At 44.2% G+C, this 25,822-nt stretch carries 21 protein-coding genes; 10 read left to right on the top strand and 11 right to left on the bottom strand.

Going from position 1 to position 25,822, the window contains the following annotated elements:
* The first annotated feature begins 286 nt into the window (after window positions 1–286).
* The 4 genes from dnaE to cysE all read left to right on the top strand — a co-directional run bounded on the left by dnaE (window position 287) and on the right by cysE (window position 6,442).
* Window positions 287–4,006 (top strand): DNA polymerase III subunit alpha, encoded by a 3,720-nt coding sequence (dnaE, locus tag AC5JPY_RS00790; RefSeq protein WP_493851761.1) that lies wholly within the window; start codon window positions 287–289, stop codon window positions 4,004–4,006.
* A gap of 71 nt (window positions 4,007–4,077) precedes the next feature.
* Entirely contained in the window at window positions 4,078–4,455 is a 378-nt protein-coding gene (locus tag AC5JPY_RS00785) for an Hpt domain-containing protein (protein WP_493851760.1), read from the top strand.
* Between the two features lie 2 nt (window positions 4,456–4,457).
* On the top strand, window positions 4,458–5,342 hold the full coding sequence (locus AC5JPY_RS00780; RefSeq protein WP_493851759.1) for an RNA methyltransferase: 885 nt from the start codon (window positions 4,458–4,460) through the stop codon (window positions 5,340–5,342).
* Window positions 5,343–5,530: 188 nt separating this feature from the next.
* Window positions 5,531–6,442, top strand: a complete 912-nt coding sequence (gene cysE / locus AC5JPY_RS00775) for a serine O-acetyltransferase (RefSeq protein WP_493851758.1) — start codon at window positions 5,531–5,533, stop codon at window positions 6,440–6,442.
* Window positions 6,443–6,947: 505 nt separating this feature from the next.
* On the opposite strand, the gene AC5JPY_RS00770 is transcribed toward cysE, so the two are convergent.
* The 7 genes from AC5JPY_RS00770 to pheA form a co-directional block, all read right to left on the bottom strand.
* Window positions 6,948–7,391 carry a hypothetical protein gene (locus tag AC5JPY_RS00770; protein WP_493851757.1) on the bottom strand — a complete coding sequence of 148 codons (444 nt, stop codon included), beginning with the start codon at window positions 7,389–7,391 and terminating at the stop codon, window positions 6,948–6,950.
* A gap of 408 nt (window positions 7,392–7,799) precedes the next feature.
* Window positions 7,800–8,303, bottom strand: a complete 504-nt coding sequence (locus AC5JPY_RS00765; protein ID WP_493851756.1) for a 2-amino-4-hydroxy-6-hydroxymethyldihydropteridine diphosphokinase — start codon at window positions 8,301–8,303, stop codon at window positions 7,800–7,802.
* Between the two features lie 19 nt (window positions 8,304–8,322).
* Window positions 8,323–8,748: a dihydroneopterin aldolase gene (gene folB, locus AC5JPY_RS00760; protein WP_493851755.1), complete on the bottom strand. Its 426-nt coding sequence runs from the start codon at window positions 8,746–8,748 to the stop codon at window positions 8,323–8,325.
* A 54-nt stretch (window positions 8,749–8,802) separates the two neighbouring features.
* Window positions 8,803–9,756 (bottom strand): EamA family transporter RarD, encoded by a 954-nt coding sequence (gene rarD / locus AC5JPY_RS00755; protein ID WP_493851754.1) that lies wholly within the window; start codon window positions 9,754–9,756, stop codon window positions 8,803–8,805.
* A gap of 225 nt (window positions 9,757–9,981) precedes the next feature.
* A complete protein-coding gene (locus AC5JPY_RS00750) occupies window positions 9,982–12,270 on the bottom strand; it encodes a bifunctional prephenate dehydrogenase/3-phosphoshikimate 1-carboxyvinyltransferase (RefSeq protein WP_493852709.1) in 2,289 nt (762 codons plus the stop codon).
* A gap of 165 nt (window positions 12,271–12,435) precedes the next feature.
* A complete protein-coding gene (hisC, locus tag AC5JPY_RS00745) occupies window positions 12,436–13,578 on the bottom strand; it encodes a histidinol-phosphate transaminase (protein WP_493851753.1) in 1,143 nt (380 codons plus the stop codon).
* 92 nt (window positions 13,579–13,670) lie between these two features.
* The gene (gene pheA / locus AC5JPY_RS00740; protein WP_319050389.1) at window positions 13,671–14,843 is read right to left on the bottom strand and encodes a prephenate dehydratase; all 1,173 of its coding nucleotides are present in this window, start codon (window positions 14,841–14,843) and stop codon (window positions 13,671–13,673) included.
* 518 nt (window positions 14,844–15,361) lie between these two features.
* Here pheA and AC5JPY_RS00735 point away from each other — a divergent pair.
* Entirely contained in the window at window positions 15,362–16,303 is a 942-nt protein-coding gene (locus AC5JPY_RS00735; RefSeq protein ID WP_493843267.1) for a transaldolase, read from the top strand.
* 105 nt (window positions 16,304–16,408) lie between these two features.
* Window positions 16,409–16,861, top strand: a complete 453-nt coding sequence (locus AC5JPY_RS00730) for a surface-adhesin E family protein (RefSeq protein ID WP_493851752.1) — start codon at window positions 16,409–16,411, stop codon at window positions 16,859–16,861.
* Between the two features lie 104 nt (window positions 16,862–16,965).
* On the opposite strand, the gene AC5JPY_RS00725 is transcribed toward AC5JPY_RS00730, so the two are convergent.
* The gene (locus AC5JPY_RS00725) at window positions 16,966–17,481 is read right to left on the bottom strand and encodes an adenine phosphoribosyltransferase (RefSeq protein WP_493852708.1); all 516 of its coding nucleotides are present in this window, start codon (window positions 17,479–17,481) and stop codon (window positions 16,966–16,968) included.
* 423 nt (window positions 17,482–17,904) lie between these two features.
* On the opposite strand from AC5JPY_RS00725, the gene AC5JPY_RS00720 reads away from it, so the two are divergent.
* Window positions 17,905–18,069: a rubredoxin gene (locus tag AC5JPY_RS00720; protein WP_057759803.1), complete on the top strand. Its 165-nt coding sequence runs from the start codon at window positions 17,905–17,907 to the stop codon at window positions 18,067–18,069.
* Window positions 18,070–18,096: 27 nt separating this feature from the next.
* Window positions 18,097–19,146: an alpha/beta fold hydrolase gene (locus AC5JPY_RS00715; RefSeq protein ID WP_319050386.1), complete on the top strand. Its 1,050-nt coding sequence runs from the start codon at window positions 18,097–18,099 to the stop codon at window positions 19,144–19,146.
* Window positions 19,147–19,263: 117 nt separating this feature from the next.
* Here AC5JPY_RS00715 and AC5JPY_RS00710 read toward each other — a convergent pair whose 3' ends face one another.
* Window positions 19,264–20,295 carry a WG repeat-containing protein gene (locus AC5JPY_RS00710; RefSeq protein ID WP_493851751.1) on the bottom strand — a complete coding sequence of 344 codons (1,032 nt, stop codon included), beginning with the start codon at window positions 20,293–20,295 and terminating at the stop codon, window positions 19,264–19,266.
* 411 nt (window positions 20,296–20,706) lie between these two features.
* Between AC5JPY_RS00710 and AC5JPY_RS00705 the strand changes: the two genes are divergently transcribed.
* Complete coding sequence (locus tag AC5JPY_RS00705; RefSeq protein ID WP_493851750.1) at window positions 20,707–21,639, top strand: DMT family transporter; 933 nt, start codon at window positions 20,707–20,709, stop codon at window positions 21,637–21,639.
* Window positions 21,640–21,770: 131 nt separating this feature from the next.
* Here the strand turns inward: AC5JPY_RS00705 and AC5JPY_RS00700 are convergent, their stop codons facing one another.
* Complete coding sequence (locus AC5JPY_RS00700) at window positions 21,771–23,219, bottom strand: solute carrier family 23 protein (protein ID WP_493851749.1); 1,449 nt, start codon at window positions 23,217–23,219, stop codon at window positions 21,771–21,773.
* A gap of 537 nt (window positions 23,220–23,756) precedes the next feature.
* Here AC5JPY_RS00700 and AC5JPY_RS00695 point away from each other — a divergent pair.
* Window positions 23,757–25,193: an L-serine ammonia-lyase gene (locus tag AC5JPY_RS00695; RefSeq protein ID WP_493852707.1), complete on the top strand. Its 1,437-nt coding sequence runs from the start codon at window positions 23,757–23,759 to the stop codon at window positions 25,191–25,193.
* Window positions 25,194–25,347: 154 nt separating this feature from the next.
* On the opposite strand, the gene AC5JPY_RS00690 is transcribed toward AC5JPY_RS00695, so the two are convergent.
* Window positions 25,348–25,746 carry a DUF4377 domain-containing protein gene (locus AC5JPY_RS00690; protein WP_319050382.1) on the bottom strand — a complete coding sequence of 133 codons (399 nt, stop codon included), beginning with the start codon at window positions 25,744–25,746 and terminating at the stop codon, window positions 25,348–25,350.
* Window positions 25,747–25,822: the final 76 nt, after the last annotated feature.

Below are 25,822 nucleotides of genomic sequence, written 5' to 3'. Positions count from 1 at the left end.
GTTTTTAATTATCAATAACATAGCCCTCTATACATTATGTATAGAGGGCTTTTTAATATGCCATTTGGCCTATTGGAAGTCGTATAGTGACTTATTTCACTCAGATTAAACCCTTGCAATCAGTGGCTGTCTGCCGCAAATAATGATATTATTAACGACCCCATTTAAAACGTATCAAGATGGCTGTCGAAGTCTTAATTACTTTTCGACATCGCTATAACCGATTGATAATAATCATTTATTTATAGTTAAAGCTTGTTCTTGATCGTACTAGTAAGAGTCTTCTATGGCATTTGTACACCTTGGCATCCACAGCGAATACTCCATCACCGATTCTATCGTGCGTATCAAACCGCTCGTAAAAGCGGCCGCAGCCGACAATCAGCGCGCGCTAGCACTGACTGATTTGTCTAACCTGTACGCCACAGTGAAGTTTTATCGTGCCTGCCTAGGCGCGGGTATCAAGCCCATTATCGGTAGTGACGTCATCATGGACAATGAAGACACACGCCTGACCCTACTTGCGATGAACAATGAGGGCTATCAAAACATTACCCGTATCGTGTCGCTTGGGTTTACCGAAGGTCGCGCTGATCCTGTCAATCATGGCACACCTGTGATTAAGCGTAGTCATATTCTGGAGCATGCGGCAGGTGTCATTGTACTACTGACCGAAAAATCAGACGTAGGCCAAGCACTAGTTGGCTCGATGCCAGAAAAAGCCGATGAGCTGCTCACTGAATGGCAAGCAAAATTTGACGATCGTTTATACTTTGCCATCAAGCGTACCAACCGCTCAGGCGAAGATGCTTTTATTAGGGCGGCCATTCACTCAGGTGCCAAGCACAACATTCCTATCATTGCTCATAACGATGTACGTTTCTTAGCGCAAGAGGATTTTGATGCACATGAAGCACGCGTGTGTATTGCAGGTTCTTATGTCTTAGCAGACCCCAGCCGCCCGCAGACCTATTCAGATGAGCAGTATCTAAAAACCCAAGACCAAATGGCGCAGCTGTTTGCTGATATTCCGCAAGTGGTTGATAACACTTTAAGTTTGGCCACTCGCTGCAATGTAACCTTGACGCTAGGCATTAATGTATTGCCCGACTTTCCTGTCCCTGAAGGCGAGACGATTGAGTCGTTTTTCCGTGCAGAGTCCCAGCGCGGTCTTGAGCGGCGCTTAGATAAGCTCTTTCCAGTCGAGGCACGTACAGACAATTGGAGCGACTTTCGTCAAAGATACGACGAGCGCCTAGTATATGAGCTGGATATTATTCTATCGATGGGCTTTCCCGGTTACTTCCTTATCGTAATGGACTTTATCCGCTGGGCAAAAGCCAATGGCGTGCCTGTTGGACCTGGACGTGGTTCTGGTGCAGGGTCTCTGGTCGCCTACGCGCTCAATATTACCGATCTCGACCCCATTCATTACGATCTATTGTTCGAGCGCTTCTTGAACCCTGAGCGGGTATCCATGCCCGATTTCGATATCGACTTTTGTATCGAGGGTCGCGATCGCGTGATTGATTACGTGGCGCAGACCTATGGTCGTGATGCGGTCTCACAAATTATTACCTTTGGTACCATGGCTGCAAAAGCGGTGGTGCGCGATGTGGCACGTGTACAAAGCAAATCGTACTTTTTGGCCAATAAAATATCCAAACTGATTCCCAAAACACCCGGCATCACCCTCAGCCAAGCGCTTGAACAAGAGCCGCAGCTTAAAGACTTAATCTCTAACCCTGATAATATGGATTATGAAGATGCCATTGAGATCTGGGAGATGGCAATTAAGCTTGAAGGTGTCTGTCGAAATGTCGGCAAACATGCTGGTGGTGTACTGATTGCACCGCATAAGATCACGGATTTTAGCGCCATTTATTGTGATGATGATGGGCACCGCGTCAGTCAGTTCGACAAAGACGATGTCGAAGCCGTCGGTCTGGTAAAATTTGACTTTTTGGGTCTACGTAACTTAACCGTCATCAACGCAGCGGTTGAGAACATCAACTTGCGCCGTGTCAAAGAAAACGTGCCCGCCTTAGTTTTAGAAGACTTGCCATTAGACGATGTCAAAGCCTACAAATTACTGCAAGATGCCAAAACAACAGCCGTCTTTCAGCTAGAAAGTATGGGCATGAAAAAGTATCTGGCCAAACTGCAGCCGACCAACATCGAAGATGTGATCGCCATGTGTGCGCTCTATCGTCCTGGTCCACTTGATGCAGGCATGGTAGAGATGTATATCGACCGTAAGCACGGCCGTGAGGAAGTCATTTATGATCACCCGAATCTCGAGCCAATTTTAGAAAACACCAACGGCGTTATTGTCTATCAAGAACAGGTGATGCAGATCTCACAGGTGATGGCAGGCTATAGTTTGGGCGGTGCTGATATGCTGCGCCGTGCGATGGGTAAGAAAAAACCTGAAGAGATGGCAAAGCAGCGCGATATCTTTGTGACTGGGGCAACTTCGCAAGGTATCGACGAGGTCACCTCAGGCGGCGTGTTTGATCTGATGGAAAAATTCGCAGGTTATGGCTTTAACCGCTCACATTCTGCCGCTTACGGGGTGCTCGCCTACCAAACGGCTTATCTAAAACAGTACTACCCTGCCGAATTTATGGCAGCGGTATTAACGTCAGATATGAACAACACCGACAACGTGGTGTTCTTTATCAATGATTGCCGCGAAAATTTTGAGTTGACGGTGGTCAATCCATCGGTCAATCGCAGTGAATGGCACTTCGTCGCAGACACCCCAACCAATATTATTTATGGTCTTGGAGCGATTAAAGGCGTGGGTGAAGGGGCTGTCGAGTCCATCGTTAATGCTCGTCGCACGGATGGACCTTTTAAAGACTTATATGATTTTTGCCGCCGTGTGGACATCAAAAAGGTCAATAAGCGTACGCTCGAAGCATTGGTCAGCGCAGGCTGTTTTGATGACTTTGCAGCGACGCTACGACCCGACTTACCAGCCGACGAAGCTTTCGAGATTCGCGGTGCATTGATGAGCCAGCTACCAAGCGCAGTACAAGCGGCTGAACAAGACCGTCAAAACAATGAGCTTGGCATGATGGACTTGTTTGGTGAGATGGATGGGGTTGTTGCCGCGCCGCCGCTCGTGATGACGCCAGAGCTGATTTGGGGTGACAAACATCGCCTAAAAGCGGAAAAAAATACGCTGGGGCTATACTTAACCGGTCATCCAATTAATGAATACTTGGATGAGTTAAAACGCTATACCTCAGGCGCTCGCCTCAATAAACTGGCAGATACTGGCTACAACGGCAGCTGCTATTTTTCAGGACTCATTATAGATATCGCAAACTTCGGTAATCGCAACGTGATTACGTTAGATGATGGCACATCAAGGCTAGAAGTCAGTTGCTACGCTGAGCGATTCAACCGTGTCAAAGAACAATTGAAAATCGATGAAGTCGTCATCATCAAAGGCAGCATCCGCGAGCGTGACGGGCGCTTGTTTGCGCGCCTTGATAGTGCCATGAGTATGGTCGATGCCCGCTTGCGTTGGCTCAAAAAAATCAGTATCAAAGTTCATGGCAGTGACATTGACCTGCTCACGCGCTTGCAGCCATTACTCAAGTCAGCCCAAGCTGACATCATACCTGAACCGCGATTAACTTATAATCAAGAACAAGACGAACAAGGCGGTGCTGGCAGTAACGCCTACGATCCTGCCATGGGCGGCAGCTTATATGATGAAAATGGCAATGATCTGTTGGCACTAGAGAACGATATGAACCATGATGCAATGAACCAAAACGGCCTGCTCCAAAGTTATGCAAACAATGCATTAAGTAATACGGATGCCTCTATCAATGACAACTGCCTACCACTTGGACTAAGCATCTATGACGTATATGGTATTGCCAATGTAGGACTGTCCGAGCACTGGCGCGTCTACCCAAATGATGACAACTTGCAACAACTGAAGACGTTAGTTAGTGAAGATAATTTACACTTTCATTACAGCTAAAATGTACAATACCCTCAAAAATTTACTATAGTAATCTTATAGCTTTAACTTTTAATAATTGGATAAAAGCCATGACTGACATGACAAATAATAATACAACTGGTCAGACTGATGAAGAGATTGTCAATCATGAACAGTTTGAAGACATGCGTGACTTACTAGAAGAAGATTTTGTCGATTTAATCCACGTATATTTTGTGGACAGTCGTCAAAGAATTGAGACATTACGCACTGCCCAGCAAGAGAATGATAATGCTACTGGTTTTGAGGCAGCTCATGCCTTAAAAGGTGCGAGTGCAAACTTAGGTACCACTCAATTAGTCCGCCTGAGCAGCGAGCTACAAGAACACTGCCGTGAGCGCCATATCAGTGAGCACGCAGATCTGATTGAAGACATCGCTGTCGCATTACAACGCGCCGAACAAGAAATCAATCAAAGATTGGGGTAATAATGAGTAATGACGCTTTATTACCTGCTGAACAAACTCATACAGTGAATGATTATCTTGACTGTTTGCAAGTCGTTATGGTCAATACGACCTTGCCTGCTAATATTGGCTCGGCGGCCCGTGCAATGCATACAATGGGCTTGTCTCGCTTGACAGTTGTCGATCCCAAACTACCGATTGATGACACCAGTGTCTCGCACGCAGCAGGTGGTAGCGATCTGTTGTCCTCTGCTACGATCGCGCCTACCCTAGAGACTGCTATCTCGGATTGTCAGTTGGTATTTGCTGCTAGCAGTCGCAGTCGTCATCTGCCTCGCCCTGTCGTGACACCCACGCAGGCCGCCAAGATCATGTTTGACTTTATTGATGCACAGGCAGCTTTAAGTACAGATGATAGCAATAGTGATACTGTATCTGCTGCACCTTCTAGTAAACCAAATATCGCTATACTATTTGGACGTGAAGACCGCGGATTGACTAATGAAGAATTGGCTTATGCAGACTACCACATCCAAATCGATGCCAATCCTGCCTATCCAGTACTAAATGTCGCCTCCGCAGTGCAAGTTATCGCTAGCTTTATTTTTGCTTATGCTCAGACACACGTTCAGACAGCAGATGATTTAGATACAGAGTCAGATGATACTACTCAGCCGACACTTAATGTGCATTTACGTCAGCAATGGGACGAGCCTGCTATCACTCAGCAGCAGCTACAACAGCTCACTCAGCGTACTACGGATCTTATGATCAATCGTGGTCTGGCAAATAGCGAACATCTAAAATCATTGCCATCGCGCCTGTCTCGACTTGGCTCGCGTTTGCAGCTTGATCAAAAAGAGTATCAACTATTAAGTGCTTTGATTGCGAAACTCTCAAAAGACTAAGGTAAGTTATTGCTCATTACCTCAGTTTATTTGATAGCGCCTTACTATATTTTAGGGCATAAAGCTGTTATAACTTGAGAGAGACTAGCGGCTATACGTTTCCATTGTTATCCGAATATCATGACCACAGATGAGAGACCCTGCTATGTTAGCAACGGTGCTCTATAGACAAATAGATAGGACGCTTTATGTCAGTGCCAGCCAAATTGTTCAAAACACTTGCCAGCATCAAAAAAGATCTAAAAGAAGATGTTGAAGCAGTATTTACCCGTGATCCTGCAGCACGTAATAGCTTGGAGGTTGTTTTGACCTACCCTGGTATTCATGCGCTGATATTGCATCGCGGTGCGCACTGTCTGTGGAATCATGAACAGAAACTGGCGGCTCGTGTTATCTCTTATGGCTCACGTATTATTACCGGTATCGAGATTCACCCTGCCGCCAAGATTGGTAAGCGCTTTTTTATCGATCACGGTGTCGGTGTCGTTATCGGTGAGACCGCTGAGATTGGGAACGATGTGACCTTATACCACGGTGTCACTCTAGGCGGAGTATCTTGGAATAATGGCAAGCGACATCCAACGCTAGAAGATGGCGTGACCGTTGGTGCTGGTGCAAAAGTTTTGGGACCATTTACGGTCGGTAAAAATGCCAAAATTGGCTCAAATGCAGTCGTAGTCAAACCGGTGCCAGCAGGTGCAACGATGGTCGGCAGTGCGGCTCGTATGATCTCAGATTACCACGATGAAAAAGGCAATCCGCTTACGACTAAGGTACAAGATGCCAAGCAGCAAGAAAAAGTTGCGAAAGCAGGTGACAGCAACGATCAAACTAAAGATACTACCCCTACTGCCAAACGCACTAATACCTTCCGTGCTTACGGTATTGACCCCTATTCACAAGACCCTGTTGCGGAAGCTTTTGCTAAAATGCTTGAACATATCCAACAGTCAGAAAATCGCCTCGATCAACTACAGTCAGCGATGTGCGATATCGATCCCAATTTTTGTAAAAAAGAGTATGACAAACTGTGTCTAGAGGATTTAGATGTGATTGGTCGTGCTGATGTAGAAGATATCAATGATGAAAAAAATCGCTAAGACAATCGTTAGAAGTAGGCAGTACTGTTACCGTATAAACTGATAACAAATGCTTATACGAATTGTAGAAAAGACACAATAAATTCAAGGCGGTCTTAGATAAAATCTACCATATCCGCATACATGGTAGATTGACTTGCTTGACTTCCTAGCAAATTCCAATCTTTCGAATCGCTGACTTTCATCTCAGAGTAAGCTGCACAAGCTAAGAAGTTCTCTGATGAGTTGATAACTTAGAAGACCTTTGTTCGTCCTGTATATCCAATATTACTCAATGTATACAACAACGATATAATCAAAATTAGATTGTGCTATATCTCTGTGCCTGCGCTATACCAGATATTTAATAGTTTTTACTAAATAAATATATCCTGACCTCACCGCTTCTTGTGAGCTTTGATTTATCATATTGTTAAAATTAGAAAAAATTATTTAGCAGCCTTTCCGCACTGTTTACTTCACTAAAGCTATCAATTATTTCATTTTAACCGTCTGCGACATGTATTTAGTACTTTTTAGTATTAGTAGTAGGTTTGAAATCGCCCAAGTAATCGTAAATAAAAATCTTTTTAGTAATTAATAAATTGATATCGACATACTGAATGGGGTGGCACTTCTCTTTATTGTATTCAAGATATTGATAAAACTCGTCCCTCTGTTGACCATTCCACTTATATCCATAAGGCATATTTCCTGAAAACGTTCTATGACTCTCAACTTTATGACCATCTATGGTCAATCTTAATATCTTCATTTTACTTGTGTCGGTATAACTACTTCGTAGATACAAACACCCTTCCTTTATATTATTTGGTTTTTCTGCTTTTCTTTCAGCGATATAGCGCACACCCCAGACCTCAAAAATAAAGTATCCGCATAATAAAGTTATGATGATAAGTTTTTGATGTCCGAGATAGATACCGCGGATTTTTTTACTATAACTTTTCATCCTTCTCTTCTTATAATTTTTAGGTTTCATCAATAACTGGGGTTAGTTTAAAACTAGCTATATTTAAATGTAATAGACCAACGTTCTTTACCACAGGGTATTTATCTTCGGTAAGGGTTTTAAGGTGCTCGGAAGGCGTGTTATCGCAGGCAGATAAAGTAGAGATTATTATTACTAATAAACTCGTGACTATCTTTTTCTTCGAAAAGTTCATTGGTTTTTGCATAGGTAGTAGTGTCTTGAAGATTACATCGTCACTTATACTAACAATTGCCTATATAATCGCATAGTTTTTATTAGATTTTTGTCTAGGAAAATGATGGGCTGAGGCAGAGTGAATGCTGAATAGCGATAGTTTTAGGTGAAAAGATATAATAGCAGTTAAGATATGGCTACTCATTAGAAAAATTAGAGCTTGGTTAAAATCAATTCTTCAACCCCTGCTTCCTCATGCGCTTTAAACGGATAACGATCTGCCATTACTATCCAACTAGGCATTGGTTTGGATGCTAATTTTCTGCTTAGGCTATTTTTTATATTAGCCAATTTAATCATCAGAATATCAATATCCATTGTCACCCGGCGCACTTGATTCGGTTTAGTCTGTCGGCATCTATTACAATCGCCTTCAAGCGTTTTAAAAGTTTGCTGTAGTTGTTGCAGGCTTATCGGTGTGGTCAATGTTAGATGGACACATTGATTGGTATAGTCAGGTTTTGGTAGCTCGATAGTCGCGGTAAAATCAGGGTTTTGAAAAGCAGTAGATAGCTTTACCTCACCCAGCGCTGCCAAACTCTCTCGAGCAAGCGGTAGATACTTCTCGGCTTGATAGTTGCTACCCAGCGCTAACACCACCTCTACCACAGACTGCGCTTGCAGAGTTTCAGGTGCGCATTGTGTTAGCGTTGCCACATTCAACTCCATCGACGTTTTATGCATCATCGGCTTGGCTGTCATCAGCGTCTGTAGTAGCTGGCTCGTTGATTGACGGTGGTGCATAGCGTGTTATTTGCACCCCGACCGCGTCGGCTTGAGTGATAGCAGTCGGCTTGGCAATACTTAACGTGATTTTTTGACAGTCATATTTTGCAAATAGCTTATCAGAGATCTGTCCCGCCAAATGCTCAAGCAGCTTTGCTTGTATCTCTTTGCACCACTCGCTCACATCATCGCAAACTTCTTTATAGCTTAGCGCATCGCTCACATCATCTGACAGTGCAGCAGCGCTAATATCAGTCTCAAGTGCGATATCAATGAGCAAAGGCTGAGTAATGGCTCGCTCCCAGTCGAAAACGCCAATCACGGCTTCAACTTTTAAACCCTTTATAAATACGACATCAGACTGGGTATGGAACATACGTCTATCCTTATTTGCGAATTTTTATTTGAGTGATGAATCTTTTGTCCAAAACTATTGCAAAGCTTCTTCTCGTAAGCGCGCCGCCTTTAACACTTTACTTGGACGATGTCGCCATAGATCGATGCTAAATAATAGCAGACCTAACCAAATCAGCCCAAATACTGCTAAACGATGTAAATCAAACGGTTCTTTATAATAAAATACCGCTAAGAAGAAGATAAACGTCGGCGTCAGATAATTCATAAAGCTTAAGATACTATACGCGACAAGCTTGGTAGACTTATTAAACAATAGCAGCGGTATCAGGGTGATCGGACCTGCAATCATAAGCAGCCAAATATTTGCGCTAAACCAAAAGCTTAGCTGGTGACTAACCACATCAGACTGCCAAAACCACCACAGGCATAACGGTACCAACATCGCCGTCTCAACAAACATAGCATCCACAGCAGTTAATGGCGTTTGTCGCTGGATGGTACCATAAGTGCTAAAGCTAAACGCCAAAATCAATGATATCCATGGCAGGCTACCAATCATCACCACTTGAATGACGACAGAAAATAATGCAAACCCAATAGCAACCCACTGCAAAGGGCGCAAGCGCTCTTTGAATAATACCATTGATAAGGCGACGCCTACCAACGGTCCAATAAAATATCCCAAACTAGCCTCAAGGATACGGTCATGATTGACCGCCCACACATAGGTGAGCCAATTAGTGGCGATAATCAGACCAGATACTAGTGATAGCGCAATCCATCTTGGGTTTTGTTTGAGTGTCTCTATCCATCCCCAGCGTTTGGTAGCCACTAACACAATTAGTAGGCAACAAAATGTCCAGACGATACGATGCCCAATGATCTCAGTCGCATCATAGTCAGACAGTTTTTTGAAGTATAACGGAAATCCGCCCCAGATAAAAAACGCCATAAGCGCTGTGACGATACCGCGTCTGGTGGTAGTAATGGGAGCAACAGGTTTTTTGATGACATTTTGGGTAGTCATAATATAGGACAACTTTTTAGAGCAAAGCGCGCCCTCACCTAGTTTCGATTGCTATTATCGATACCATGGTGAAAGCGCAGGGTTACTACAGTGAGATTATAAGGTAAAAAGCAATGTACTCATGTCAGTAGTGACATGAGTACATTGCTAACGATGTAATATTAAATTTTTATTGATGCGCTGTGTTGTCAATCAAGAAGATGACACTAACTGGCATTTGATAATCTATTGGGCACCAGTATCCACTTGATCAACGTCAATAGACATACCGATTTGGTTGGCAAGCGTCGCAAAACCTGGGAAGCTGGTATTAACTGTCTCAACCCCTTCAATGGTAATTTGCTTGGATGCACGTAAACTGGCAACAGAGAAACTCATCGCAATACGATGATCATGATGCGAGACAATGTGACCACCACCAAAAACAGGCTGGCTGTTATTTATATCGCCGTTCTCAGTAGCAGTGCCTTTGCCTTCGATAATCAGCCCATCATCAGTCACGGTACAATCGATACCAAGTGTGTGTAGCCCTTCTGCCATTACGGCAATACGGTCTGACTCTTTGACGCGTAGCTCTTTAGCCCCAGTCAATACGGTACGCCCTTGCGCACAGCTAGCCGCGACAAACAGCACAGGGAACTCATCAATCGCTAGTGGTACCAGATGCTCTGGTATCTCAATACCGACCAAGTTTGAGCTGCGAATGGTAATATCAGCCACTGGCTCACCGCCAACGTGGGTCTCATTGCTTAGGCTAATATCTGCATTCATTAATTTTAGAATATCAATGACACCCGTACGTGTCGGATTGATACCGACTTGTGTCAGTGTCAGTTCGCTATTTTGACTGATAGCAGCAGCCACCATAAAAAATGCAGCAGATGATATATCAGCAGGAACCGCAATATCACCACCTGTTAACTCACCGCCGCCAGTGACGCTGATACGATTGCCTTCTACAGTCACAGGATAACCAAAAGCCGATAACATACGCTCGGTATGGTCGCGGCTGACCTCAGGCTGTGTGACGGTTGTCGTACCCTCTGCCCACAGTCCTGCTAGGAGCAAGCAAGACTTGACCTGCGCTGACGCAACTGGCATATCATACTCAGCACCTTGCAATGGCTTACCGACCGTGTCACGACCAGTGACACTGAGCGGCGCGGTGCCACTGTGACCCGTACTCTGAATCACTGCCCCCATTGACCGTAGCGGTGCCGCCACACGCTCCATCGGGCGTTTATTTAGACTGGTATCACCCGTCAACACACTATCAAACGATTGCGCCGCTAAAATACCAGATAGCAGACGCATACTGGTGCCTGAGTTGCCCATATATAGTGGGGTCTTGCTTGGCTTTAGGCCATTCATACCGACACCATGGATGATCAAGTTTCCATTGTCAGGACCTTCGATAGTGACGCCCATATCACGGAATGCTTGCAGCGTTGCAAGGGCATCCTCTCCTTCCAAAAATCCGGTCACATTGGTTATGCCTGTGGCAAGACTGCCAAGCATAATGCTGCGATGCGAGATGGATTTATCACCAGGGATCGCAATGGTGCCAGAGACAGTGTTGCTAGGGGTAATATTATAAGAAGCTGACATGGCAGAAGTATCCGTATAAGGGGTGCTGGCTAACATATGGCCAAAATGTCGCCGTGCGGCTTGCGCACGGCCTAAAAGTCCCATCAGGGCGGTTGAATCTTGATCAATGATGAGCTGACGCATGGTTTGCAGATAGACACCATACTCATCAAGAGCACTCACAATGGCGCTTTGATTGGCAAAAAATATATCATGCCACATTTTAGGGTCGCTGGCGGCAATACGGCTAAAATCGCGAAACCCGCCAGCGGCATATCGAAACATATCTAAATTATCATCATGGCTCGCCAACTGCTCAACCAAGTTAAAGGCAAGCAAATGCGGTAAGTGACTGGTATGTGCCAGTATACGATCATGATGATCGGCTGGCATGGACATCACATTGGCACCTACGGCTTCCCACAATAGACGCAACCTTGCGATTGACCTTGTGTTGGTAGTCGGTAGTTCGCAGACAATGACGCTATGGTTGACAAACAAGTTGGCGCGTCTGGCATGATACCCTGAATTTTCAGCCCCAGCAATCGGATGCGCAGGCACAAGCCCTACTGGCAACGAACCAAACACGACTTTTGCAGCATCAATGATATTGACCTTGGTACTACAAACATCCGTAATGATGCAATCGGTAGCAAGCTGTCCATCATCCATTGCTTGCTTGATATCGACAAACACTGCTTGTACTGCCTGTACTGGCACAGCAATTATAATCAAATCACTGCCGCGAGCAACATCTAGAAGGGTGGCGCTACCAGCATCTAGTAAGCCGTGCTCAATAGCCTCAGCAATACTTGGTGCATGTCTGTCCACTGCTACCAGACGCTCACTGAGACCATTGTCTTTGATGGCCTGCGCAAAGCTGGCACCAATCAGCCCAAGACCGATCACACAAACTTGTTTAAACATAGGTTGGGGTATATTCAAAGATGGTCGAATGTTGTTTTTTTTCTGATGACTCACGGCTTTTCTCATTGAACACGCTAAGATAAACTTAGATAAAGCATACCCTAACGTTATAAAATTTAATGATTCATTATCATATTATTTGGTTAAAACCCTCTATCAGGCAGCTTAATCTTCGGTCAATATAGAGCGCAGCGTATCTATCAAACGCAGATTGTCTTCAGCCAAACCTACCGTAATGCGTAACCAGTTAGGTAAATCATAAGCTGCCAGTGGACGGACGATGACACCTTGCTCAAGTAGTGCTTGATGAATGGAATCAGCAGTTATATCTTCCATCTCAACTTTTACCTCAACCATAATAAAATTGGCATGCGACTTCACAAAACCCAGACCTAACGCATCAAACTGCTTTTCTAACCAGCGCATTTGCTCGTCGTTCATCACACGAGTCTCTTCGATAAAGTCTTGATCAGCAAGTGCCGCTGCTGCTGCTGCTAGACCTATACGGCTGACATTGAACGGTTGACGAATACGGTTTAATAAGTGCGCAACAGCGACTGAGCTTAGGGCATAACCCACGCGCAACCCTGCTAGTCCATAAGCTTTAGAAAACGTACGGACGATAACCACATTATCAAACTCATCTAATAGTGCGCGGTTATTACTTTCAGGGCTATATTCGATATAGGCTTCATCCAATACGATCAGTACTGAGGGTGGCACACTGGCAACAAATTGACGTAGTGCTTTTTGCTCTAGCTGAGTACCCGTTGGATTATTAGGGTTGGCAATAAAAACAATTTTGGTATTAGGATTATCCTGAACCGCTTGGCTCATGGCTTTTAGATTGTGACCAAAACGCTGGGCAGGCACTTCAATATCCATAGCGCCTTGCATCTTCGCTAACATCGAATACACCACAAAAGCATACTGGCTATAGACGATAGCGTCATCAGTGCCAACAAAACTACGCGCCAAGATATCAAGTAAATCGTCAGAACCATTACCAAGCGTAATCTGATCAGCACTGACATCATTAAAGTCAGCCAAAGCTTGCTTTAGGTAATAGCCATTGCCATCAGGGTATCGTGCCAGTTGACCCAATTGCTCGGTCACTGCTAGGGTCACACGCGGTGAGCACCCCATTGGATTCTCATTGCTAGCCAGCTTGACCACATCTGAGACACCATACTCGCGGGTCAACTCCTCAATCGGCTTACCTATTTGATAAGGTGTCAGTGCCAGAATACTGTCGTAAGCAGGCACAAGTGGTAGTAAATCTGACGATGTCGATTGAGAATCTTGCATGGTTCATTCCTAGATGTTGTCTCTAAATGCTGCCTTTAAAATACAATACCCACTTATTGTATATTTATACCAATAAGTGCTGCCTAAGTATTTTATAGGACGGCTTTTGGATACGAGCCTAATATGCGCAAATCTTTCACCAATGGGCGAATATCATTAATAGCTGCACTGACATTTGGATCATTGATATGACCATTCATATCAATAAAGAACACATACGCCCATTTGTTAGGACGCTCAGGACGGGTCTCGATACTGGTCATCGATACGCCGTGATAGGACAAAGGCTTTAATATCTCGATGAGCGCACCAGCTTTATCATGCGCTGACACCACGATAGAGGTTTTGTCCTGCCCAGATGGCGCGATGGCTTCATGACCGATGATTAGGAAGCGCGTGGTATTGCTTGGGTTGTCTTCGATGTTTGAGTAAAGCTTGTGCAGGTCATACTCTGCCGCTGCCACATCACCTGCAATCGCTGCTGAATGCCACTCGTTTTTTAGACGGCGGGCGGCTTCACCATTGCTCGATACGGCAACGCGCTCAACATTGGGAAAGTTCACATCTAGCCAATGGCGACACTGAGCAAGCGATTGCTGATGTGAGTAAATGCGGCTCAAGCCATCAATTTTGGTGTGTTCAGCAACTAAGAAGTTTTGATGAATCGGTAGCTCAACTTCACCAATGATCTTTAGGGTAGAAGATAAGAATCCATCTAAGGTATGATTGACCACCCCTTCTGAAGAGTTTTCGACAGGGACCACGCCATACATCGCGGTACCCGCTTCAACTTCACGGAACACATCCGTAATCGTCGTCATAGGCACGGTATCTGCGGCCTTACCAAAATGCTTGAGCGCGGCGGCATGCGTAAAGGTACCGACTGGTCCCAAGAAAGCAATACGCTGCGGCGCTTCTAAATCCAAGCATACTGACATGATTTCACGGAACAAACGCGCCATTTTTTCGTCAGCGATAGGACCGGTATTACGCTCCATTACTGCTTTTAGTACTTGTGCTTCGCGCTCAGGACGATAAAAGATAGGGTTACTGGTATCATCAGTGGCAATATGGTTTTTCTTTACTGTAGCGACTTGCTGAGCCAGCTTGGCGCGGTTATTGATGAGTGTTTGGATCTCGCAGTCGACTGCGTCAATATTTTGACGAATATTGTCTAAAAACTCTTTTTCAGTTGCGGTATCGCTAGCGCCTGCGGTGGTTTGATTTAGATTGTCCATATTTTGATCTGGTGACTGCTCGCTCATTACCGCCCATCCTTTTTAGATTTTATCACTGTTAGGTATTGCTATTGTTTAGGTGTCAATACTGCTTAATCTTACTGTCTTTTATATACTCTAATTGCTAGGCGCCTCAATTATTAGGTGCTTCAATCATTAAATGTTTTAACTATTAGGTGCTTTGACTGTCTTTACATATCAATGACTATATACAATGGTATTTGTGTATAGCCCCATGATGGAGTCATTCGAAAGTCAGTTACGCATTAGCGTCATTTGCTGCTGATACTATATGCATCATCAAATACAGCTGCTCGATATATAGCCGGCTCTACTATAACAAAAACTTGAGTCAGTGCCCATTCGTAAATACGCATAAATATCCCAATGCCATTAATATTAGCACAGTTAAGGCACATAACAGCGTCACACCGCACAACTCTGGACAAACACATGCTCAAAACTGTGTTACAGTCTCAACTCAGCTCCCTACCCTGCTACATATAAGAGGAGCATCATATCATTACCAAAAAAAAGGATACCTAATGAGCGCATTACAACAGCTACGCACCATGACTACCATTGTTGCTGATACTGGTGACCTTTCGGCCATTGCACGTTTAAAACCTATCGATGCGACCACCAATCCAAGTCTAATTACCAAGGCTATGATTCACCCTGACAATCAAGGCATGCTATCAGAGACAATGAGCCGTCATAATGGTGATGTTGATGCCGTGATTGATGCACTGACCATTCAAGTGGGCTGTGATATTTTAGAGCTGATTGAAGGACGGGTTTCAACCGAAGTTGATGCGCGTTTGTCTTACGATACTGGGGCGACGATAGATAAAGCACTTGCCTTTATGGACGCGTATCAAAAAGCTGGCGTCAACTCAGAGCGAGTCTTGATAAAAATGGCAGCAACGTGGCAAGGCATTGAAGCAGCACGCTATCTTGAGACCCAAGGTATTCACTGTAATTTGACTCTGTTGTTTGGACAACATCAGGCTATCGCTTGTGCAGATGCTGGCGTGACCCTAATCTCACCTTTTGTGGGACGTATCTTAGACTGGCAAAAACGCCAACAGAACCGTCAAAACGTACCAGCTTCTGACGACATGGGCGTACAATCAGTCAAGCTCATCTATCAATACTACAAACAGCATGGTTACCAGACGCAAGTAATGGGTGCCAGCTTCCGTTCGACTGAGCAAATTTTGGCATTAGCAGGCTGTGATTTGTTAACTATTGCGCCCAATCTCATTGATGAGCTAGCAACCATGGACACTGAGGTGACACGCCAGCTATCGCCTAGTATGTCAATGGACGTACAAGCAATGACCCAAGTCAGCTTAACCCATGAGGAATTTAGCGCCGCCTACCAAAAAGATAAAGTCACACAAGACTTATTGCCTAAAGGTATCGATGGCTTTATTGGTGCACGTGATGAGCTTGCCAAAGCACTAACTGCAATCCGTGGGTAATAAAAGAGACAAGATTCACACTGGTGTCACACAAAAGATATTTGCCTGCCCACAGTAAGTTGGCTATCATGAGCGACTTCAGATAACAAGAAGCAAGGCTTAAGTATGAAACGGCTATCAATGTTATTGGCAGGCTGTGCTTTAGCGTTCAGCGCCCATGCAGCCAATTGGGTAGAAGTGTCCAAGAGCGGCTCTGGATCGGTTTTTAGTTTAGATTTGGACTCTATTGAGAGCTCTGACATCAAGATCATTGATGAAAAAGAGGTCGAAAATATCACTGTCTCTATGCTAAGAACCTATCCTAAGCAAAAAGAAAAAGATACAGTGAAAGAAAAAACCATTCATCATAGTGACCAGCAGCTCCTGATTTCTTGTAAAGACGCCAGTTACTACAAAAGGGCTTATGTCAATTATGGTGCTGACAACAAGGTCATCAAGTCATGGCAATCAGAAAAACCCATACTGACCACCAAAGACTTTAAAGTCACGACACCAAAGACAGTCGGACGCACACTGGTTGAACGCGCTTGCAAAAGCTACGAACAAGATGAAGCATAATACATTAGACCAATCATAAAAAAAGCGCCCTGATTATTTTCAGGGCGCTTTTTTGTGGCTGACAGCAATGACTTGCGATTGATCTTGGTCTTTTAGTATTGGTTTTAGGCTTTTAGTACCGTATAGACGGGGACTGGAAACGCGCCATGCAGATCTACTAAATCTAATAATACCAATGCACCTACTACCGTATGCTCCGCTGATTGACACAGCTCATACGCTGTCGTCAGCGTACCACCAGTCGCCAAAATATCATCGACCAATAGTACACGCTCAGGTGGCAGATTGTTTTGCATCTCAAGCGTATCTTTACCGTACTCAAGCGCGTATGCCTTATTGGCAACAGGTGGTGGCAGCTTGCCTGGTTTACGGAGCAAGATCATACCTTTACCCAAATGGCCTGCCAACATACTGGCAAATACAAAACCGCGTGCCTCAACAGCGCCTAAACAGTCCACTTCATCCATCAAACCTTCTGGTAACGCATCAAGTAGTGCATCGATGACAGCATCAACATGACTGCGCAGTAACGGGGTAATATCATAAAAATCAATGCCAGGTTTTGGAAAGTCTGGTACTGTGCGAATAATCTGCCAAAACGGATGGTCAGTGTTGAGCATGGTAGTCGTCTCATTTTCAGTAGTGGCAGATGCGGCGGCGGCATTAATACTCATGTTAACCCTTAACTTATGTGTTTATCTGGTTTGAATGATGAATGGGTATGGCTTCTATACTAATTGGTTAATCGTATATCAGCGTTAAATAACGGGTGACTCTGTGAATTTAGCGGCGATTATTATAGCATAACTGGCTTTCGTATTGCGGACTGGCGCCTTAGATTGTATTACATCACAGCAAAATAGAGCATATGCTATCCTTGATAAAAGGCAAGTCATCTCAATATACAAGTGTAAACTTAACTATGAAAATAACGGTTATATGCTAAACTACGTGCGTTTTTGCAGTCTAATATGATGGCTGTGATGCTACACATGAGTGTTTATGACGCACTATAACACTAGTAATGATCGATAGGACTATTTATGAAACGTTATGAATGTATTGTCTGCGGCTGGATATATGATGAAGCGCTTGGCTGCCCTGAAGAAGGTATTGCACCTGGTACCAAATGGGAAGATATCCCTGATGACTGGACGTGCCCTGAGTGCGGTGTCGGCAAGCTTGATTTTGAGATGCTTGAGCTGTAATAGACGACCCTCTAATTAGGACACTTCATGACAAAATCAGATGACATCAATAGTGCCAAATTGCGTGAAACTTCAGACACAGATCTAGACAATACGCCAGATTTTTATCCAGCGCCTGAGTGGCAAAAGTTTGGGGATCACCAATGGCGAGACTCCGATCTTAGCAAACACCTCTACCAAGCGATGATTGATATTGGTGATGGTATTGAGCTATGTATCGAAGCTGGCGGCAACCCCAACAACCCACCTTTGTTAATGATTATGGGGTTGGGATCGCAGATGGTATTTTGGCCAGATAATTTTATCAAACGCTTTATTGATGCTGGTTTTTTTGTGATTCGTTTTGATAATCGTGATATTGGCCTGTCCTCTAAAGTTCAGATCGATGGTCTGCCCCGTATTAGCCAGCTCAAAATGATGATGCGCCTACAAACGGGGCTGTCAAATAAGAGCACTCAGGTTGCCTATAACCTGACTGATATGGCAGAGGATACCGCACGTCTGATTAAAGTTCTAAAACTCGGTAGAACGCACCTGCTTGGGGCCTCTATGGGCGGTATGATTGCACAAATTGTGGCCGCGCGTTATCCAAGTTTGGTTCAGCGTATGGCACTGATGTTCACCACAACCAATCGTGCTTTTTTAAAACCGCCAAAGCCCAAGCAGCTATATACGCTCATCAATCGCCCAGAGAGCCACTCTGAGCGTGATATCGTACGCCATAGTGTTTGGTTTATGAAGACAGTTGGCACGCCCGGTCATGTCAATGTGCGTATGGTCCGCGAAATCGCTAAAATTCGCTATCAACGCAACTTTCATCCCCTTGGTACTGTACAGCAGCTCAACGCGATCTTGGCATCAGGCTCTATCAGTCGCTTCAGTAAGCAAGTCAAAGCACCGACTATCGTACTGCACGGTAGTGCTGATGGGCTATTACCTGCATCACAAGGCCGAGTAGTCGCCAAAACCATTCCTAATGCTACGTTTCATCTGATCGAAGGCATGGCGCATGATATTCCGGAGTACTATCAGCCTTATATGGTCGATTTGATCAGCAATCATTTATCAGATAAATAATCATTTATCTATGATAAAGAGCTGACGACTAGCTGTTGTGAAAAAGAGTGTACCCCATTCTATGGCTGATAGGGGGTACACTCTTTCTTTGCCTATCTATATAGGCACGGCGCTACTCTACTCACAGCTGATGGCAGTACCTTCTTTATCAATGCACATCTTATTGCCATTTTTCAGGTTACCAATCCATGCCTTGCCATCTGTGAATAAAAATGACGGCTTGCCTTTGTAGCTATCATTAGCCAATACCTCATCACTCGTAAAGCGAAAGGGAATGACCAGCTCACCGCCAAGATTAACAAACCCCCACTCATCACCAATACGTACACCAGCTAATTGCTCAGAAAATGCTCGGGCTTCATCGAATGAATAGGTAATCATCGTAACGCCACTATCATCTACAAAACCCCACTTTCCATCTTGCTGTCGGGGTTGCAACGTCGTAAAGGGTCTAGGTGTGGGTCGCTCCGATTGTGATGATGATACATTGGTATTGCTAGACGTGGTCGGTTGTTTAGTTGTCTGACTGCTACTCCGAGCGTTTGGATCGTTAGTCGCATTGCCGTTTTTGTCCAACCAGCTGGTTGTGCTGTTTTTGCGGACGCGCGTCACACCATTACGATAGTCATCAATCTCATCGATTGTCGCTGAAAACGAGACAACGGTACTGTTGGACGTGTCAATAACGCCATAGTTGCCGTCCTTTTTTACCACGATACGCCCATCGGATACTGGGCGCGCCCATCCTTGGTTTCCTGTGATCATATCGTACATTACCGGTATAACCTCACGGCCCTGCATATTGAGATAACCGACATGGCTGTTGCGTAGCACAGGTAGTAGACCGCCTGATATCTTATTGGCATCAACTTTTTGATAACGTGATAAGTCGACAACTCTTTTGCCCTTGCTATCAATCAAAGCCACTGGCGCACCAAAATCTTTCTCTGCTAAAAAGTAACGACTACTAGCTGTACAGGAGACATTTTTGTAGTAGCTTTTGGGAAGCTTACAGCTGGCTGCTTGTGCGCTTGGTATCAAAAGTATAGCACTAGAGAGAACACCAATAGCAACGCTAAACTGCGATACTCTTAGGGAAGATTTAGAGGTTACATTTGACGGTATATTTGACAAAAAATGTCGGAGCATGAGCAAACCTAGGCAAATAGTATAGAGTGTTTGGTATAGCACATTGAGCGCTAGCCACATCATAAGGCATTAGACTAACAAATAGTCATGTGCACGCCAACGCCATTCCTGTAAGGATGTGACTCGATTATATAAGCGCTGTTGTATAAATATCAACACCGCCACATAGCGCATAAACTCTCAAATAGTTTATAAGTTCTTAAAAACTTGAACTTTTGGAAATTAATGCTCGTGAATGTCTGACTTTGTATCTGCCCTTTATTTAAGCACTTTCACTACCTATCGTAGTAATCTTTCTAAAACTAAAATAAATTTTGGTTTTACCATTTCATTTCTCGCCCAAAACCACGACAATATGCCTTTGGTCAACCGACATATGTGCCGGCTAAAATAATAATATAAGGACGATTTATGGCAATTGCTTCTTCACGCGCCGCCCCTATTGGATTGGTTATTGGTTGTATTATTTTTGGTTTGGGCAGTCTGATTGTCGCTCATGTCGATATCGGTGGCTGGGCGATGTCGTTTTGGCGACTGGCCATATCAGGTGTCGTATTTGCCATCTTAGCTAAAGTAATGGGACAACGAATACCTCAATCAAGGCGTGCTATTTTTTATGGTTTGTTATCAGGTGCCTTTTTGGGATTAGATTTGGCGCTTTGGCACGAGAGTATCTATGCCGTTGGTCCTGGTATCTCGACCCTACTCAACAGCTTACAGATCTTTTTCTTGGCTGCAATCGGGTTCTTATATTTCAATGAACGCCAATCTATCGTACAGATCATCAGTTTGTTTTTGGCGATGTTGGGCGTGGCCATGATTGGCAGTCCTGAGTTTGCGCATAATACAGCTGCTACTTGGGGCTTTGTTACTGGTATTGTTTCAGGCGCGATGCTGGCCGCATCAATGACCTTTATTCGTAAGACACACGATACCGAACCTGTACCGATCTTTATGCTGATGCAGCTGATCAGTATTGGCGGTGTTTTAGCGATGATCATACCAATGTTCGTATTTGATACTGGTCATATATTGCCCAATACATGGTCTGAGATTGGCTGGGTACTTGTCTACGGTACAGTGATGCAGTGCTTGGCATGGGGTCTGATTGCCTACTCGATTCCGAAGCTGTCTCTGGCACTGACTGGATTATTACTATTGACTGAACCTATCGCTGCTCTCGTGATTGATTACAGTTGGCTGGACAAACCTATCAATAGCTTACAATGGGGCGGCGCCTTATTGACTATGTTTGCCATTTATTTAGGATCACTAAAACCCAAGCCTCGCGCACTACGTCGTTATGGGTTTTTCTCAAAATTTTATAGGCGGGACTATAAGTAAAACTGCTTTTTTGACTGAATACGGTCAGCCAATAAAAAGCGCCCACACTATCAATAGTATGGGCGCTTTTTATTGGCATAATACATTATATTTTATTTAAGCATTTCAGATTTACTTATTATATAGTCTAATTATTTAGCCAATGATTGCTTAGTTGCTTTGGTCTCAGCGCTTTGGTTAAATAACGCATTTAATACGATAGCAGCCAAAGTAGCCGTACCAATACCGCCCAGATCAAAACCACCTAAGTGCAAGCTAAAGTTTCCCGTACCCATGATTATGGTCACTGCCGCGATAATGAGGTTGCTGTTTTTACTGAAGTCGATCTTGCTGTCTATCCATATTTTTATCCCCGCCACCGTGATAAGACCAAATACCACAATAGACGCACCGCCCAATAACGCAGCTGGTATCGTTTGGATAATCGCCCCAAACTTTGGTGATAGACCCAATATAATTGCAACGATACCTGCAACGACAAATATTGTTGTGCTATATACTTTGGTAACTGCCATCACACCAATATTTTCCGCATAAGTGGTTACCCCTGTACCACCAAATCCAGCCGAAAAAGTCGTGGCCAAACCATCCGCCAAAAACGCTCGACCCATATAAGGGGTGACACGAGCCTTAGTCATGCCTTCTACTGCCTTAAAATGCCCTAAATTTTCAGCTACCAAAATAAAGGCAACAGGAGCAATTAAAATAATAGCGCTCATCTCAAAACTTGGGGTATGAATACTGGGTAACCCCAACCATGAGGCAGCGGCGACCGTACTAAAATCAATTGGCGTACCAAACCCTAAGATATTGGTCATGACAAAATAAGCAAAATAGGACAGCACCAAACCTACCAGTAATAACAGACGACGTAACATGCCGCGCGTAAATATCGCTACACTGCTAATGAGTAATACCGTCAACGTGGCCATCCAAGCATCAAACTGATTGGCAGAGACACCCTGAATGGTCACTGGTGCCAAATTCAGACCAATAATCATAACGATGGCACCAGTCACAATGGGCGGCATCAAACGCTCAATCCAGCCTGTACCCGTTTTCATCACCAGCAAACCAATTAGCGCATAAATAATACCGCAAGCCATGATGCCGCCTAGCGCGACATTCAAATTATCATTGAACCCTGCCCCTGCATAAGCGGTCACCGCAATGACGGGCCCAATAAACGCAAAGCTCGATCCCAAGTAACTTGGCATACGTCCACCAGTGATCATAAAGAACATCACCGTACAGATACCAGACATCAAGATAGCCAGGTTAGGATCAAACCCCATCAATAATGGCGCAAGTACGGTCGCACCAAACATTGCAAACGTATGCTGTATCCCTAGCAAGACACTCTTTGATGGTGGCAGATATTCATTAATACCAACTGGATCACGGTCTAAGTTACCTTTATAGGCTCGCCATGTCGGAAACCAGCGACCATTTTCAAAATCTGGATTGTGTGGGTAGTTTATGGCTGTTGAATCAATACCTGCAGCCTCTAATGCATTGTGAGCTGACTGATCTTGAGCGCTGTTCTCTGAAGCTGATGATGGATCTTTTTGTGATGGCATGCGCGCTTGTCCTATGTGAGCTGAGCTAAAGTAATAGGCTAAAATAACTAATGAGATAAAAACTGAATGAGGTTGATAGACTGACCAACAAAACCGCGTAAGTTACAGATGATTTAAATCGAAGAAACCTAACATCCCCTATCAATAATATGTCATCTTAATTCATTCATTTATGTTGTAATATGACAAACCAAAAGTATTATTTGGTATGATAGCCAAGTCTTGATAGCTGCATAAGGTTGAAAAGTGTTGTCAAAAACATACTTACCCTTTTGCACGCTAGCATACTCAGTAGCGATATTTACTTACAGGATGTTACATAGTCGTTGGCTCCGAGCATGATAGCGGAGTTTCAAAATAAATAAAAGTTATTATTCAGTCATCACTTGTACTCTTTCGTGTTAAACCTTTTATAGACAGTGTCTCGCATGCCCCTATTAATGGTGGCTGCGGGCGATAACCGTCTGTTATATTCTCAATAAAAGTGCTCAATGTAATCGTGAGGATTGCTAAGGCTCTTAAATTTTTCGGTAACTTATTATGATTAGTGTTTTTGATTTATTTAAAATCGGAATTGGTCCATCAAGCTCACATACTGTCGGGCCAATGGTAGCCGCCAACCTGTTTTTGGACTCATTAACCAAACAGATAGCATTGACTGCCGTTGCTAAGATAGAAATCGAGCTTTATGGCTCGCTGGCGGCAACAGGAAAAGGGCATGCCACAGATACGGCTATATTACTAGGATTACTAGGTCATACGCCAAGCACTATTGATACGCGTATGAGTAGCAGTTACTTGTCCCCTATTTTTTCTGACAAAATATTGAACATATCAGGTACTCACACCATTGCCTTTGATACAGAGCAGGATATTCATTGGTACGATGACACTGTATTGCCCTACCATCCTAACGCACTGACACTGCGTGCCATATCAAACGATGGCACTCGCTATCAACAGACCTACTATTCGATTGGGGGCGGCTTTGTTATCAATGAAGAAGATGCTACCGACCCAGACGAAGATCACGCCAGCCCAACCATCGATAGCGTGCCTTACCCGTTCAACAACGCAGCAGAACTTCTAGAGCAATGTCGTCAGCATGACTTGAGTATTAGCGAATTGGTACTGGCAAATGAGTGCCACTTCCATGATAAAACAGAGATATTTGCTTACTTAGATAGTATTTGGGAGGTCATGCAAGACTGTGTAAAGCAAGGCTGTGAAAATGGTGGTATCTTGCCAGGTGGCTTAGATGTTAAGCGCCGTGCACAAGATTTGCACGTACAACTGTGCGCTGAAAAAGATCAGCCTATCACCAAAACGGATAAACTCGCCGCTATGGATTGGGTAGACTTATACGCACTCGCCGTCAATGAAGAAAACGCCAATGGCGGTAAGGTCGTGACAGCACCAACCAACGGCGCCGCAGGTATTATTCCTGCCGTACTGCACTACTACCGTGACTTTTTGCCCAACTATAGCCAAGACGGCGTTCGTAAGTTCTTGCTGAACGCCACCGCTATCGGTAGTCTAATCAAACAAAATGCATCTATATCTGGTGCCGAGGTCGGCTGTCAAGGTGAAGTGGGCTCTGCTTGTGCGATGGCAGGATCTGCATTAGCAGAGATCATGGACGGCACACCAGCCAAATGCTTAAACGCCGCCGAAATCGGTATTGAACACAACCTAGGCCTAACCTGTGACCCTATTGGTGGTCTGGTACAAGTACCTTGTATCGAGCGTAATGCGATGGGTGCGGTCAAGGCGATTAATGCTGCACGCCTAGCTTGTAGAGGGAATGGTCAGCACTTTGTCTCTTTGGACAAGGCCATAGAAACCATGAAGCAGACAGGCGCAGATATGTCTGATAAATATAAAGAGACTGCACGTGGTGGGCTTGCTGTTTACGCTGATAACAGAATTCCTACTGCCACTCGCGGTGTTAGTGTTAACTACAGTCAATGCTAATCTGAGTTATTGGTTGTGCTAATAGTAGATAATAACTGAAAAAAGATACCGTACTAACAATAAAAAAAGACCTCTAAAAAATTAGAGGTCTTTTTTATGGATAGCATCATGACATCAAGTTCATAAAACTAAATCATGACGTTAAGTATTAGAATTACTCAGCAGTTTTTGAAACCACTTCATTTAGAATCCAAACAGGCTGCACCATGTTCGATCCTTCAGCAACGACTGCTTCTTGGCGTACATCTAGAACATAACGATAGTTTGGCTCATAAGTAAAGCCTTGAATGTTACCATTTAGAGTCGTGTAGTTTTTCTGATAGGTTTGACGATACTGTAAGCACTGTGACTCTACCATACTGCCATCTGTTGCAGTCAGATCACAAACTGCTTTGCGCGGTGCGATCTCAACTTCAAAACTTGGGATATTAACCACTTTTACATTCATAGGCTGCCCTTCAACAACCATCGTGCGCTCGTCATCCATGCTCATAGTAGAGCAACCAGAAAGGGCGAAAGTTGTCATCAATGCTGCGAGTGCTAGTTTTTTCATTGTGTGTTCCTCAAGTGAGTGGTAATAATTATTTATTGTGTGTCTAGATTTATTACTGAAACTATTTTTCTATGAC

Source organism: Psychrobacter sp. H27 (genome assembly GCF_059072655.1).
This window is presented reverse-complemented; position numbering and strand designations above follow the sequence as displayed.

Bases quoted from the DNA above. Each gene is read 5' to 3' on its own strand.
- dnaE (WP_493851761.1), top strand. From the start codon at position 287: ATGGCATTTGTACACCTTGGCATCCACAGCGAATACTCCATCACCGAT.
- AC5JPY_RS00785 (WP_493851760.1), top strand. From the start codon at position 4,078: ATGACTGACATGACAAATAATAATACAACTGGTCAGACTGATGAAGAG.
- AC5JPY_RS00780 (WP_493851759.1), top strand. From the start codon at position 4,458: ATGAGTAATGACGCTTTATTACCTGCTGAACAAACTCATACAGTGAAT.
- cysE (WP_493851758.1), top strand. From the start codon at position 5,531: ATGTCAGTGCCAGCCAAATTGTTCAAAACACTTGCCAGCATCAAAAAA.
- AC5JPY_RS00770 (WP_493851757.1), bottom strand. From the start codon at position 7,391: ATGAAAAGTTATAGTAAAAAAATCCGCGGTATCTATCTCGGACATCAA.
- folB (WP_493851755.1), bottom strand. From the start codon at position 8,748: ATGTTCCATACCCAGTCTGATGTCGTATTTATAAAGGGTTTAAAAGTT.
- rarD (WP_493851754.1), bottom strand. From the start codon at position 9,756: ATGACTACCCAAAATGTCATCAAAAAACCTGTTGCTCCCATTACTACC.
- AC5JPY_RS00750 (WP_493852709.1), bottom strand. From the start codon at position 12,270: ATGTTTAAACAAGTTTGTGTGATCGGTCTTGGGCTGATTGGTGCCAGC.
- hisC (WP_493851753.1), bottom strand. From the start codon at position 13,578: ATGCAAGATTCTCAATCGACATCGTCAGATTTACTACCACTTGTGCCT.
- pheA (WP_319050389.1), bottom strand. From the start codon at position 14,843: ATGAGCGAGCAGTCACCAGATCAAAATATGGACAATCTAAATCAAACC.
- AC5JPY_RS00735 (WP_493843267.1), top strand. From the start codon at position 15,362: ATGAGCGCATTACAACAGCTACGCACCATGACTACCATTGTTGCTGAT.
- AC5JPY_RS00730 (WP_493851752.1), top strand. From the start codon at position 16,409: ATGAAACGGCTATCAATGTTATTGGCAGGCTGTGCTTTAGCGTTCAGC.
- AC5JPY_RS00725 (WP_493852708.1), bottom strand. From the start codon at position 17,481: ATGCTCAACACTGACCATCCGTTTTGGCAGATTATTCGCACAGTACCA.
- AC5JPY_RS00720 (WP_057759803.1), top strand. From the start codon at position 17,905: ATGAAACGTTATGAATGTATTGTCTGCGGCTGGATATATGATGAAGCG.
- AC5JPY_RS00715 (WP_319050386.1), top strand. From the start codon at position 18,097: ATGACAAAATCAGATGACATCAATAGTGCCAAATTGCGTGAAACTTCA.
- AC5JPY_RS00710 (WP_493851751.1), bottom strand. From the start codon at position 20,295: ATGCTCCGACATTTTTTGTCAAATATACCGTCAAATGTAACCTCTAAA.
- AC5JPY_RS00705 (WP_493851750.1), top strand. From the start codon at position 20,707: ATGGCAATTGCTTCTTCACGCGCCGCCCCTATTGGATTGGTTATTGGT.
- AC5JPY_RS00700 (WP_493851749.1), bottom strand. From the start codon at position 23,219: ATGCCATCACAAAAAGATCCATCATCAGCTTCAGAGAACAGCGCTCAA.
- AC5JPY_RS00690 (WP_319050382.1), bottom strand. From the start codon at position 25,746: ATGAAAAAACTAGCACTCGCAGCATTGATGACAACTTTCGCCCTTTCT.